The sequence below is a fragment of the Myxococcus sp. AM011 genome (genome assembly GCF_013372595.1).
In the GTDB taxonomy this organism is placed as follows: Bacteria; Myxococcota; Myxococcia; order Myxococcales; family Myxococcaceae; genus Myxococcus; species Myxococcus eversor.
On the sequence record NZ_JABXEM010000094.1, the window covers coordinates 1 to 12,054 of the forward strand.

Consider the following 12,054-nt stretch of genomic DNA (forward strand, 5'->3'; position numbering starts at 1 on the left):
GCTGGGACGGGGAGGGCGACCATGAGCAGCGACTTCCCGGCGGACCACCTTCCTCGGCGGCGGGTGGGCGCGGAGGGACAGCGCTTCGGCGCGGACTATCTCTTGCTGGATGCGGAGGGGCGCACGCTGCGCGGCCTCAACGCGACGGCGGTGCGAATCTGGGAGCTCTGTGACGGGACGCGCTCGGCGCGCTCGGTGGCCGAGGTCGTGGCCCGCGAGTTCTCGATGGACGTGGGGCAGGTGCTCACGGACACGGTGCGGTTTCTCTCGGACCTGGCCCGCCTGGGCCTGGTCGACGAGCTTCAGGAGGTACGGTGATGCGAGCGCGCATTGCAGGCGTATCGGCGGCGGCGCTGCTGCTGACGGCCTGTACGGAGGGCGGTATCTCGCCCCGGGTGTTCGACTGGACGGATGCACCCGGCGGGGGAGCGCCCGTCGTGGAGCCCGTCTCGCCGACGGACGTGCTGGGCGAGGAGAGCGAGGCCGCCCGGCCTCCGGAACCTGAAGCCGTCGCGGAGGGCGAGCCGATGCCCGCGCCTGTCTCCGGACGCGCCGAGGTGGTGGGGCTGGACGCCCACGGCCTGTCGGATGTGTCCCAGGTGGACGTGGACCTGACGGTGAGCGGGGTGAACGGCAAGGGCCGCGTGGAGGTCGAGTTCGTCTCGCCCACTGGCCATCCGTATGAGCGGCGCACCTCCGTGGTGGAGGCGAAGCCGGAGATGACTCGCACCGTGCGCTTCTCGTTGCCCGTGGCCGGGACGACGGTGGCCACCTCCGGCATGAGCGGGACGTGGCAGGTTCGCTTCTTTCTCGACGGCGCGCCGCTGACCACGGCCGCCTTCACCCTGGAGCCGTGACGTGAGGACCGCCGCCATGATGCCCCTCAACGCCCGCCTCGCCGCGCTCGTCGCGGTGCTCGTCCTTCCCGCCGCCGCGCTGGCCCAGAGCAACACCCGCGCCGCCGTCTTCACGACGCTCGCGGAGCCGGGAGAGACCCAGGCGACCGTGGTGATGGACGAGGCCTCCGAGCTGCGCGTCCAGGTGCGCAACAACACCCGGAGCACGTCGCCGCAGTTCCGCCCCATCAACCAGGTGACGTTCGTTCTGCCCACCGGCTACACGTTGCTGGAGAGCCCGCCGCCCCCAGGTTGGGTGGTGGACCACTTCATCTCGGCGCGACAGGTGACGTACAACCTCCCCGTCAACTGCGCGCTGGCGGATGCCGGGTTGATGCAGAACGAGACGGCGACCTTCACGCTTCGGATGATTCCGCAGGTGACCGCGACGACCAATGCCACGGGCCAGCGGTTCACGACGCTGACGGCTTTCGAGGCTTGCGGAAACCTGTCCTTCACCACGAACCGGACCGACGCCATCGCGGAGTGGCGTCGCGTGGGCCTGTCCACGCGGGCTCAGATCCAGCCGCGTGTACTGCCCGTGGGCGACGACGTCACCGCGCGCCTCGTCATCGAGAACCGGACCAGCCTGACGGCGACGCAGAACAACATCACGGCGGAAGGTCCCAGCACCGGCGCGGGCGGTGTCTCGTTCCAGGTCGTCGAGCTCCAACCCGCCAACTTCATGGTGAACCTTCCGCTCCGAAGCGCGGGCATCCTCTCCGCGCGAGCCACCACCCAGACAGGTGGGACGATGGTGGCCAGCGTCCGCGCCACCAACGCGAACGGCACGCTCACCTCCGCCGTGGCGGACACCCCCATGGTCAACGTGGGCGTGCTCGCGGCTTCCGCCGACGTGGAGAATGACCAGGCCTTCACGGGCGAAGCAGTGAAGCTGCGCCTCAGCGTCACCAACACGTCCACCACCGCGTCCTATCTGAACGTGACGCCCCGGGCTCCCGTCCTCGTGGGCACGGCCGTGGCGACCCTGGCCTCGGGCCCCAGCCCCACCAGCGTGACGCGACTGGCGCCCGGAGTCTCCGCGCACTTCGTCTGGACGTACACCCTCTCCGGCACCGAGTTCTCCTCGTATGCCTTCGACCTGCAGGCGGACGCGACGTTGAACGGGAGCGCCGCGACGACGCAGGTGGTTCGTTCAGGAGAGGGCCGCATCGTGTCGCATCGCGTGCGCGTGAGTCCGTCCGTGCTGGTGCCAGGCACGCCCAACCAGGCCGTCGTCTACACCGTGCAAAACCGGGGGGCGCTCCCGCTCGACGAAGTCACGCTGCTCCGGCCCGCCGTGAACTTCTTCACGTTCGTCGGCGGCAACCCGGCTGCGCCCACGGGGTGGTCGGTGTCGAGCAACGCGACGAGCTTCACCTGGATGACGGGCAACGCGGCCCAGCGCATCATGCCCAACCAGGAGCGCTCCTTCACGGTGACGTATGCGAGCGTCGGCACCGTCACCGCGCCCACGACGTTCCGCCATCGGATGCACCTGCCCCTCGCGTATGCGTCCGACTCGGCCGCGCGCATCGAGGCCCCTGTGACTCTCGCCACGGGCACCGCGCCGGAAGTCGAGCGCCTCACCGCCGTGGCTCGGGACGGGAGCGTGACGGTGACGTGGGACAACCCCGCCGCGCACAACGGCGTGCTGGTGCTTCGCACCGCCGGGGCAGCGCCCAACACGCTGCCCGTGGCCGGTCGGACCTATGCCGCCGGCTCGACGCTGGGCAACGCCACCGTTATCGCCTCCGAGAGCTTCGGCTCGACGTCCTCCATCACCGACACCTCCGTCGTCAACGGCACCACGTACCAGTACCGGGTGTTCAACACGGATGAAGTGGGCCGGTACTCTCCGGGCAGCCGGCCCTCGGCCTCGGCGGCGCTCATCGCGACGCCCCAGGCCCGCGTGGGCGCGGCACCGCTGTGGTGCTACTCGGTGGGCATCGACGCGCGCCTCCAGCCCATCACCGAGCTGGGCGTGGGCATCTTCAGCTCCTACAACGACTCGGTCGTCGCCAACCTCACCAACGTCACCACGCCCTCGACCGACGGCGCCGAGCGCTGGCGTCCGCTTCCACTGTCCGGCCTCATTGGCAGTCGCTTCCCGGTGGTTCCGCTCAACGGTCTGGCCGGCCAGTACATCCTCACGGCCGACCAGGCGGGAGTGGCCTACGCCATCAACGCCACCACCGGCACGGTGCTCTGGCGCTGGGACAACACGGGCGCGCCCATTGGCATCATCCAGTCCTTCCCCGTGACGCAGCTCCACGACTTCGCGAACCCCGCGTACAAGGCCGCGCGGCCGAACGTGGACCTGGTGTTCTACGCGACGCGGCTGGCCAACCCGGCCCTCAATCGTGTGGTGGCGCTCAACGCCCGGACGGGCACGTCGGTCTTCACGTACCAGCCCGGAGACCTGGGCATGGTGAGCGGCGGCATGGTGGTCGACTACACCACCAACCGCCTCTTCATCGGCTCGAAGACGCATGGCGGCTCGACGGCCTCGCTCCGCGTCCTGAACACGCTGACGGGTGCGGAGGTGGCGCGGCTGTCGCTCGGTGACCTGGACCACAGCCTGGTGCGCAATGCCGTGGCGAATCAGATCTTCGCGAACAACAGCGACGGCGTTGTCCACGCCATCGACGCGGGCACCCTGGCGCCCGTGTGGAATGTGAACGTGGGCACGCGCCCCTCGCCGAGCACGCCCGCGTTCACCAGCTTCGTGCGTCCCCTGGGCGGCGGCTTCGTGGCCAGCCTCGCCAGCGGACAGGTGGCGTTCTGGGACTACGCGGCGCCTGGGGCGACGACGCCCACGCAGGTGTGGTCCACCCCCATCGCGAATCCGTCAGGCACCTTCACCCTCAACTCCGCCGGCGTCGTCCGCATCTACGTGGGCAGCTCCGATGGGAAGGTGCATCAGCTCGAGATGATTGGTGGCGTGGACTCGCGGCAGGTGTCCATTGGCGCCGCACAGCTCATCGGCACTCCGACCGTCGACAACACCGTCTCCCGACTGCATGTCGGCTCTCAGGACGGCCGCATCTGCGCCTTCCCGGTACCGTTCCCGTGAAAAATCCCTCGACTCCCTCGTCCTCTCCGTCGCCGACGACGGAGGCTCCTCGGGCCACTCCGGCCCAGGCCGCTCCGCGCTACGAGGCTCCCGCCATCCTGTGGGAGCAGCCCTTCGTCGCGCTCGCGGCCATGTCCCAGTGCACCATCCCCGGCGAATCGGAGTGCACGCCCTGAACACGCCGGGAGCCGGCCCGTCCGGTCCCCAGCTCCCCGGCGGTTCCGGCGACGATGGCCTGGAGCTGTCCGGCCCGTGGCTCTCCATCGCCGGCTGGACGGTGGGCCTCGATGTCCCGGACTCCCGTGTCCGGGAGCTCTTGCTCCGCTCCCTCTCTGGCTTCGTGACAGGTCCACCGCGGGCCGGAGTCCGTTGCTCCCGGCTGCGTGTCGTGGCCCCCTCTGCGGTTCGCCCCGAGCCGCCGACTCGTGAGTTGCCCCGGCCCTGGCGTGAGCAGGATGGCTCGCTCCGGTTGGAAGGGGAGGACTACGCGGCGCGAATCGATGCGGACGGCCTTCGCGGTGAAGTGTCGGGCACGGGCCGCTTCCCCGTTGAGGTAGTGCTGCGGGTGATGCTGGCGGCGGAGCTGGCCCGACGCGGCGGCCTGCTGGTGCATGGCGTGGCGCTCGTGCTGGGAGAGACGGCGGCGCTCTTCACGGGACACTCGGGCGCGGGCAAGAGCACCTTGGGTGGGCTGTGGATGGACGCGGGCGAAACGGTGCTCTCGGATGAGCTGGTGGCTGTGTGGCCCGATGCGGTGGAGGGCTCGTGGCGAGCCTCGGGCACGCCTTGGAACCTGGGCTTCCCCCGTGAGGCGCGGCTTCGTGCCGTGGGGACGTTGGCCTGGGATTCGGGCTCGCGTTGGGAGCGACAGCGCGCGGGGGACGTGGGCCGGGTGCTGGTGCACAATGCGCTGCTGTCGGAGGCCTCCTCGGTGGGCCGCGCGGCGCTGCTCGCCTCGGCGGGGAGGTTGTTGTCGGAGGTGGAGCCGGTGCGACTGGTGTTCGCGAGAGATGCGTCCGCCGCCACCGTGGTGCGTGAGGCCCTGGGAGTGTCGGGACATGGGTGAGGGACAGGAGGGGAGACCGACGTTGACGGTGCTGGCTGGCCCCACGGCATCGGGGAAGTCGGCGCTGGCCTTGGAATTGGCTCGGCGATTGGGTGGCGAGATTGTCAGCGCGGACTCGCAGCAGGTGTACCGGCACTTCGACGTCGGCACCGCGAAGCCTTCCGCTGAGGAACTGACGGCGGTGCCGCACCACCTCGTGTCGGTGGTGGACCCGATGGAGACCTTCTCCGCCGCCGAGTACCAACGTCGCGCGGACACGGCCATCGCCGACATCACCGGACGAGGTCGGCCCGTCGTCGTGGTGGGCGGCACGGGGCTCTATCTGCGCATCCTGCTTCACGGCGTGGTGGACGCTCCGGGGGCACTGCCGGAGCTGCGCGCGGAGCTGGAGACACTCGCGGCGGAGCAGGGCCGCGAGGCCGTGCACCAGCGACTGGCCCTGGTGGACCCGGAGACCGCGGCGAAGCTGCCCGTTCAAGACCTGGTGCGCATCGTCCGCGCGCTGGAGATTCATGCGCAGACAGGTGTGCCCGCGTCCGAGTTCCGCAAGGCCCACGCCTTCGCGCCGGACCGATATCCCTTCCGGTTCTACGTGTTGGACCCGCCGCGCGAGGAGCTGTACGCCCGCATCAACACGCGCACCGAGGCCATGTTCGCCGCCGGGCTCGTGGAAGAGACGCGGGCACATCTGGAGCGGGGCCTTGGCGACGCGGCTCCCATGCGGAGCGTGGGCTACGTGCAGGCGCGGGCCGTGGTGGAGGGCCGCATGTCCGTGGACCAGGCCATTCAAGACACCGCCCAGGAGACTCGGCGGTACGCCAAGCGCCAGCTCACCTGGTTCCGGAAGGAGCCCGGCGCCGTCTTCATCCAGCCCCCGTATGAGGCCCTGCGCGGAAGCACGCCAAGCCTTCCGGGCTGAAGCCGCCCTTCAGGGAGGGGCGAGGAGGGGAGGCGCGGGAAGAGAGGCCGTTGTCCCCGTGCTCGGAGGCACCCATGTTCGCCACTGAATCTTTCCTCCAAGGAGGCGGACCGACATGGACACCAGCTTCAAACGTGAACCCCTGACAGGTGACCGAAGCAAGGCCGCCTCGGCTGCCTGGGGCCCCCCCTTCGTGTTGGGGCTGTTGATGGCCGTTCTCGGCTTCGTCGCGCTGGGCGCCTCGTTCCTCACCAGCCTGGTCTCGGTCATCCTCTTCGGCGCGCTGCTGGCCGGAACGGGCATCGCTGAGATTGTCTCCTCGTTCCGCGTCCGCAAGGCCGGCGGCCCTTTCTGGCTCTACCTGCTCAGCGGCGTGCTCTCCACGGTGGTGGGGTTCTTCGTCCTCGTGTACCCGGCGGCGGGCCTGGGGGCGCTGACGCTCCTGCTCGCTGGCTACTTCTTCGCCAGCGGCCTCTTCCACGTGGTGACGTCGCTGATGGACCGCTACCCGCAGTGGGGCTGGGACTGCGCCTATGGCGTCATCTCCATCGCCCTGGGTGTCATCGTCATGGCCCAGTGGCCCGTCTCCGCGGTGTGGCTGGTGGGGACCCTGGTCGGTATCTCCATCCTCATGCGTGGCATCGCGCTCATGGCCGGCTCGCTGGAGCTGCGCAAGGGCCTGCGTCGCGTCACCACGTGACCGGTGCGTCAGGAGAAGGACGAAAGGGCACGGTGGCCATCAGGCACCGTGCCCTTTGTCTAGCTGTCTGCTGACAAATCCTCATCCAGTTCCTCTGGCGGAATCTCCGTCAACGCGCCCTTGCATGCCTCGTTGAGCATCGCGGTGTCGTTGACGCGGAATGCAGTGACCTCTGCCGCCACATTCGACTCCCGCAGACCGCTTGCGCGGCTATCAGGAAAGGCCCAATGGATGACGAGCCCCACGCGATAGTTGCGACCGCCGGGCTTCAGGACGAGGTGCTCTCCGACGAGCGGTACGCGGTCGAACGGGCGGAAGCCGCTAAACACCTCCAACCCATCAACCGTGTCGAAACAATGAAGCCACACCTTGGAGCGAGGAGCTGCCCGAGACGGGGGGCTGGACCGGGTTCGAGAGGAACGGGGCGTCTTTGGCATGTCGCCCACCGTATCGCCAGGTTCGCGCGCCCTGCGCCCCTTTCAGCGGAGCCTTTCTGGACCAACCCGTCAGCCTCTCATCGGACTTCCCTGTTCCCTGAAGGAGGTCAGGAAGCGGCGTAACGGTCCGAGCCTCCCGCGTCGCTCGGCGCTGGGGTCGCCGCATCGGGAGTGGTGCTCGAAGAGGTCAACCGTCCGGTCAGGATGCGCAGCAGCCGCTCGGGGTCCACGGGCTTGGGCATGAACGCCTCCGCGCCCGCGTCGAGCGCCCGCTGACGGACGTGAGGACGATTCAATCCGCTCATCACCACCACGCGCGTGTTCCGGGTGAGGGGATGCTGCTTCAAGCCCTCGCACAGCCTCAGCCCATCCACCCAGTGCAGCACGACGTCGAGGATGATGGCCGTGGGCGGCCTTCGCGCCACGGCGCAGAACAGCGCCAGTTCGTCCGCGAACGACACCACCTTCGCGCCCGTGCTCTCCAGCAGCGCCGTCAGCGCCTCGCGCGCATCGGGGTCATCGTCCACGACGTAGTACAGGTCCGGCTCCAGCTCCGGCACCGCCATGGGCACCGGCTCCATCGTCGTCCTCAGCCAGGAGCCCACCACCTCGCGCAGGCCCGCCCAGCGCATCGCGCCCAGCAGCGCCAGCGGCGTGGGGGCACTCAGGCCCAGCACGCCCCCGCCGTAGACTCCCGCCGACGTGCGTCGCCCCTTCGCCGCGACGAAGGCCCCGGGCGCTCGCTTCCCCGCGCGTCGCAACCAGGACGCCGCACGGGCGCCCGCCGCCGCGTCCTCCATCAGCTCGCACAGCCCTTCGCGGACATACCGGCGCTCCAGCGCGGAGCCATCCAGGCCCCCATCCAGCAGCGCCACCGCCGCGCGGCTGCACGAGGCCAGCGTCTCAGACAACCCCACCTGGAGCGGATGACCGAAGGCCGCGGGGCCCACGGCGATCTGCCCCGGCGCCACCAGCGTGCGCCCCGGCCCGTAGGGCAGGCGCGTCGTCTCCAACGCCGCCAGTTCGAACCCTTCCTCCAGCAGCCCGTCGCGCGCGGCCATCATCAGCGCCTGGCACAGGTCGGCCGGCGTCACCGCGGGGCCGAAGGCCAGCGCATAGACGGAGTCCGCGCCCGGCAGGAGGAACAGCCCATCCACCGTGGGCAGCGGCGCCACCCACAGCCGCGCCACGGGGGCGATCTCCAGCCGAGGCGACGCATGCCGCAGCCGCGCCTGCACGGCCGCCACCGTGGGCGCGGGGCGGAAGCCCGGGAAGAACGCATCGCCCATCAAGGGCCCCGCGCCGCCCGCCAGGGCCACCGCATGGAAGCGCTCGCCACCGCCCTGCGCGCGGACCACCAGCGGCCCCGCGCCTCGCACGGCCGCCGGCGCATCCGGGGCCGGGGGCTGCCGCTCCACGCGGTCCACATGCCGCTCCAGGAACCGTGCCCCCTGCGCGCTGGCCGCCGTGGCCAGCACGTCCCGCACCTGCGCCAGGCCGCCTTGTCCCTGGGGCCAGCCGTCCACCACCCAGAGCCCACCGGGGGCGGAGGTCAAAAGCTCGCGACGTCCCTCGGCGATGATCTCCACGCCCCGCAGCTCGTGGGCACGCCATTCGGCGGGGATGCGACAGCCCAGGGCGGCGAGCCGGGAGCGACACTCGGGCGTCAGCACCGCGGGAGGCGCGGTGCGCTCAGACAGTCCTCCGGAGTAGACGCGCACATCGAGCGTCAGCCCCCGTGCCCTGCCGTTGAAGAGCAGCGAGGCCGCCAGCCCCGCTCCCGCGATACCGCCCCCGACGACCGCCACCCTCGAACCGCTCGTCAGCCTGTTGCCCAGAATCATCCGCGCCCTCTAGCTTCCCACCGTCGCCTGCTTCGTCGCGTCCCGCGCTCAGTGTCTCTGCGCGGGCGGCTCGAGCGCCGGACGGCCGAACACCACGACCCGGTCCCGACCTTCACGCTTGGCCTCGTAGAGGGCCGCGTCCGCCGCCTTCATCAGCGCATCCGTGTCGTCCCGGGGTGTCTCCAATGTGTGGTCGGCGATGCCGACGCTCACGCTCAACCCGAAGGAGGCAGGGCGGCCGTCGCTCTTCTGCACGCCGACGGAACGCAGCCCGGTGCGGATGCGCTCGGCGAACACCGCTGCTTCCAATGCCGTCTGGTGGGGCAGGAGCGCCACGAACTCGTCGCCGCCGAAGCGCGCCGCGAAGTCCGACTCGCGCAGATTGCCCTTGAGCTGGTTGGCCAGCGCGAGGATGGCCCGGTTGCCCACGTCGTGCCCCATCCCGTCGTTGATGGCCTTCAGGTGGTCCAGGTCGATGACCACCACGCTGAGCGGGTAGCCGTAGCGCTGGGCCCGGCGCAACTCCTCTTCGAGCCGAATGGTGAGCGCCCGGAAGTTCGCCAGCCCCGTGAGGGCATCCGTCTGGGCGAGGATCTGAAGCCGCCGCTGCTGTTCACTCTGCCGCAGCGCCCGGTCGATCCGTGCCATCAGCTCCCTCGCGCTCGCCGGCTTGTGGATGAAGTCCACCGCGCCCATCTCCAGGCAACGCTCCAGGGTGGCCTCGTCCGCGTCCCCGGTCAGGAAGATGACCGGCGTGGACTCCGTGCGGGAGTCCTTCTGGAGCGCCTCCAGCACCGCCAGCCCATCCCCGCCGGGCAGGAATCTGTCCAGCAGCACCAGGTCCGGACGATGTTCGCTCGCCAACTCCAACCCCTCGCCCACATCCGCCGCGCCCAGGACGTCGAAGCGCGAGGCGAGCAGGTCCGACAGGCTCTCCAGCACGCTCACGTCATCCTCGATGACCAGGAGGAGGGACCGCTCCGAGGTGCGCCCTCGCCGTTGCATGAACCTCTCCGCTTCGTTGATCTCCCGGTGACTCGCGGTCCAGAGGTCTCGGACGCCACGCTCCACCAGGTGCTCTCGCCGCCCATGCGCCTCGTGCGCACCCGCCACCGCCCGGTCCTGCGAGCACCCACCGCCACCCGCAACCTTCACCCGAGACCTCCGGCCGCCAAGCCCGACTGACGCGCCCCACGGGTGTTCAGCCCCATTGGCGCGCGTGGGCGAAGAGCAAGCGGCATGCCCTTGGAGCAGGCATCCGGGCCTGGAGTCATTTCAGGGGGTTGTGGCGATAACGCTTCCTCGCGACAGAGGCGAAGCGGAAGTCGTTCCAGCGTCAGGGCAGGGGAGGCGGTAGGAATTCCCGGCGAAGGAGGGCGCGAACGCCCTCCACGCGCGTGGATCAACGTCGGGTAACGAACTGCATGCGGCGTCCACCACCGCCCATGGGCGGCATCGTCGGCGGGGCCTCGAGCCCGAACTGCCACCACAGGGGCTCGTACGGCTTCATCTTCAGCCGCTTGTCATTCTGGAGCTGGGCGAGGCTGGCCTTGAGCTTCTCGTCCTTCGGGTTCTCCTCCACGCCCCGGCCGAGCACCTTGAGGGCCTCGTCCTTCTCCTTGTTCTGCAGGAGGCACCAGGCATAGACGGCCCAGACGATGGCTTCCTTCTTCCCGCTCTTGGTGGCGGACTCGAAGGCGGTCTTCATCCCCGTGAAGTCCTTGCGCTGGTAGCGCAGGGCGCCCTCCATGGCCTTCGCCATGTAGTTGCGGGAGCTGCCCTTGCTGAAGGCCGCCTGCGCCCCGTCATGGTCCTTCACCATGTACTTCAGCATGCCGATCTGCGCCTGGATCTCCGGGCCCACCATGAACTGCCACTTGTCGTAGACGAGCCCCTTCTCGAGCGTCTTCACCGCCCGGTCGACCCGGCCCTGGGCGTCCTTCTGACTGGTGGGCTGGGACTGGAGGTCCTGTTGCACCGTCGTCATGAGGGCCTGGATGCGGGTGGCGACCCTCCGGGCGAGGAAGACGAAAGCGCCGAGTGCGGCGATGAGGCCGGGCACCAGGCCGGCCCAGATGGAGAAGCCGGCGAACTTCACCAGCAGCGCGACCACGATTCCCACTGCCAGCGAGATGAGCAGGTTGTACATGCGGGGCCCCTCATAGCGATGTGCGTCCGGCACCGCAATCTTCGGATGCATCCTTGCGACCGTCGCGGTATACGTCTGGCCGCTTCCGTAACAAACGGCCCTCTGTCGAAATTGGTAGACGAGGCGGACTCAAAATCCGCTGCGGCTGACCCCGCGTCCCGGTTCGAGTCCGGGGAGGGCCACTTCCCGAAAGGGGTGGGTGACTGGCATGGCACCGCCGGTACCCCCGCCTGGGACCGTGGAGGACGTGCTCCGGTCAGGGGCGTTGGAGATACCCCGAGATGAAGGTTCTGCTGGTCGAGGACGACGCGAGCCTCCGTGAAGGAATGGGTGAGCTGATCTCCGACCTGGCGGAGGTGCGCTCGGTGGGTGACGTGAGCGCCGCGCTGGCCGCCCTGGGCGAGGAGCGCTTCGAGCTCGTCGTGACGGACCTGCGCATCGGTGGTGGAGAAGCCGGCGGGCGCTCCGTGCTGGAGGCGGCCCGGAAGGGGCTGCAGGCGGTGGCCATCGTCAGCGCCGCGGCTCCAGAGGAAGTGGCCCGGGCGCTGCGGCCCTCGGTTCCGGACGGCGTGCTGGTGAAGCCCTTCCAGATCGAGGACATCCTCGGGCTGGTGGAGCGCTTCCTGGCGGTGCACCGGAACGTGGAGCTGGCCTCGCGAGGGCAGCTCCCCGCGGAGGGCGACTGGGTGCAGTGCGCGCCCGGAGTCCACCTGGCCTCGCCGGGTGGTGGGGCGGGCGGCGCCATCTGGGTGCGAATGGCGGCGCAGGGCCAGTGGGACTGGGCGGCCCGGGCCCGAGGGCGGGAGGCGGCCCTGTTGCTGGAGGGCGAGCTGGAGTTCGAGGGGACACGCTTCGTGGCCCCGGCGACGTTCTTCGTGGGTGCGGACGAAACGCCCGAGGCGCGCACGCCCACCGGGTGTCTCGTCATCACGCTCGGCCTGGACGGTTGAAAGGGCAGGTAGGCACC

At 69.9% G+C, this 12,054-nt stretch carries 12 protein-coding genes and 1 tRNA gene; 9 read left to right on the forward strand and 4 right to left on the reverse strand.

Translation table 11 applies throughout. The features are described from left to right. The first annotated feature begins 21 nt into the window (after window positions 1-21). The 7 genes from HUW62_RS20590 (at window position 22) to HUW62_RS20620 (ending at window position 6,657) form a co-directional block, all read left to right on the forward strand. Window positions 22-318, forward strand: coding sequence for a PqqD family protein (locus HUW62_RS20590; protein WP_176435388.1), 297 nt, complete (start codon window positions 22-24; stop codon window positions 316-318). After that, on the forward strand, window positions 318-857 hold the full coding sequence (locus tag HUW62_RS20595; RefSeq protein ID WP_176435389.1) for a hypothetical protein: 540 nt from the start codon (window positions 318-320) through the stop codon (window positions 855-857). Before HUW62_RS20590 ends, HUW62_RS20595 begins: the two co-directional genes overlap by 1 nt. Window position 858: 1 nt before the next feature. Further along, on the forward strand, window positions 859-3,972 hold the full coding sequence (locus HUW62_RS20600) for a PQQ-binding-like beta-propeller repeat protein (protein ID WP_368670446.1): 3,114 nt from the start codon (window positions 859-861) through the stop codon (window positions 3,970-3,972). Then, on the forward strand, window positions 3,969-4,148 hold the full coding sequence (locus tag HUW62_RS20605) for a hypothetical protein (protein ID WP_176435387.1): 180 nt from the start codon (window positions 3,969-3,971) through the stop codon (window positions 4,146-4,148). The genes HUW62_RS20600 and HUW62_RS20605 overlap by 4 nt, the downstream gene beginning before the upstream one ends. Next, window positions 4,136-5,038: a hypothetical protein gene (locus tag HUW62_RS20610; RefSeq protein WP_368670447.1), complete on the forward strand. Its 903-nt coding sequence runs from the start codon at window positions 4,136-4,138 to the stop codon at window positions 5,036-5,038. The genes HUW62_RS20605 and HUW62_RS20610 overlap by 13 nt, the downstream gene beginning before the upstream one ends. After that, on the forward strand, window positions 5,031-5,957 hold the full coding sequence (gene miaA, locus HUW62_RS20615) for a tRNA (adenosine(37)-N6)-dimethylallyltransferase MiaA (protein ID WP_176435390.1): 927 nt from the start codon (window positions 5,031-5,033) through the stop codon (window positions 5,955-5,957). The genes HUW62_RS20610 and miaA overlap by 8 nt, the downstream gene beginning before the upstream one ends. 115 nt (window positions 5,958-6,072) lie before the next feature. Further along, the gene (locus HUW62_RS20620; protein ID WP_163869834.1) at window positions 6,073-6,657 is read left to right on the forward strand and encodes an HdeD family acid-resistance protein; all 585 of its coding nucleotides are present in this window, start codon (window positions 6,073-6,075) and stop codon (window positions 6,655-6,657) included. 59 nt (window positions 6,658-6,716) lie between these two features. Here HUW62_RS20620 and HUW62_RS20625 read toward each other — a convergent pair whose 3' ends face one another. From HUW62_RS20625 to HUW62_RS20640, 4 genes are all read right to left on the reverse strand, one after another. Next, window positions 6,717-6,986 carry a hypothetical protein gene (locus HUW62_RS20625; RefSeq protein WP_163869835.1) on the reverse strand — a complete coding sequence of 90 codons (270 nt, stop codon included), beginning with the start codon at window positions 6,984-6,986 and terminating at the stop codon, window positions 6,717-6,719. Between the two features lie 215 nt (window positions 6,987-7,201). Further along, the gene (locus HUW62_RS20630; RefSeq protein WP_176435391.1) at window positions 7,202-8,938 is read right to left on the reverse strand and encodes a two-component system response regulator; all 1,737 of its coding nucleotides are present in this window, start codon (window positions 8,936-8,938) and stop codon (window positions 7,202-7,204) included. 48 nt (window positions 8,939-8,986) lie between these two features. Then, complete coding sequence (locus tag HUW62_RS20635; RefSeq protein WP_163869886.1) at window positions 8,987-9,943, reverse strand: diguanylate cyclase; 957 nt, start codon at window positions 9,941-9,943, stop codon at window positions 8,987-8,989. A 397-nt stretch (window positions 9,944-10,340) separates the two neighbouring features. Then, on the reverse strand, window positions 10,341-11,087 hold the full coding sequence (locus HUW62_RS20640; RefSeq protein WP_163869887.1) for a lipopolysaccharide assembly protein LapB: 747 nt from the start codon (window positions 11,085-11,087) through the stop codon (window positions 10,341-10,343). Window positions 11,088-11,183: 96 nt separating this feature from the next. Between HUW62_RS20640 and HUW62_RS20645 the strand changes: the two genes are divergently transcribed. Further along, window positions 11,184-11,269: transfer RNA gene (locus HUW62_RS20645), tRNA-Leu, on the forward strand. Between the two features lie 99 nt (window positions 11,270-11,368). Then, window positions 11,369-12,037, forward strand: coding sequence for a response regulator (locus HUW62_RS20650; protein ID WP_163869837.1), 669 nt, complete (start codon window positions 11,369-11,371; stop codon window positions 12,035-12,037). Window positions 12,038-12,054: the final 17 nt, after the last annotated feature.

Coding starts and splice junctions, on each gene's coding strand:
- HUW62_RS20590 (WP_176435388.1), top strand. CDS start 22: ATGAGCAGCGACTTCCCGGCGGACCACCTTCCTCGGCGGCGGGTGGGC.
- HUW62_RS20595 (WP_176435389.1), top strand. CDS start 318: ATGCGAGCGCGCATTGCAGGCGTATCGGCGGCGGCGCTGCTGCTGACG.
- miaA (WP_176435390.1), top strand. CDS start 5,031: ATGGGTGAGGGACAGGAGGGGAGACCGACGTTGACGGTGCTGGCTGGC.
- HUW62_RS20620 (WP_163869834.1), top strand. CDS start 6,073: ATGGACACCAGCTTCAAACGTGAACCCCTGACAGGTGACCGAAGCAAG.
- HUW62_RS20630 (WP_176435391.1), bottom strand. CDS start 8,938: ATGATTCTGGGCAACAGGCTGACGAGCGGTTCGAGGGTGGCGGTCGTC.
- HUW62_RS20635 (WP_163869886.1), bottom strand. CDS start 9,943: ATGCAACGGCGAGGGCGCACCTCGGAGCGGTCCCTCCTCCTGGTCATC.
- HUW62_RS20640 (WP_163869887.1), bottom strand. CDS start 11,087: ATGTACAACCTGCTCATCTCGCTGGCAGTGGGAATCGTGGTCGCGCTG.
- HUW62_RS20650 (WP_163869837.1), top strand. CDS start 11,369: ATGAAGGTTCTGCTGGTCGAGGACGACGCGAGCCTCCGTGAAGGAATG.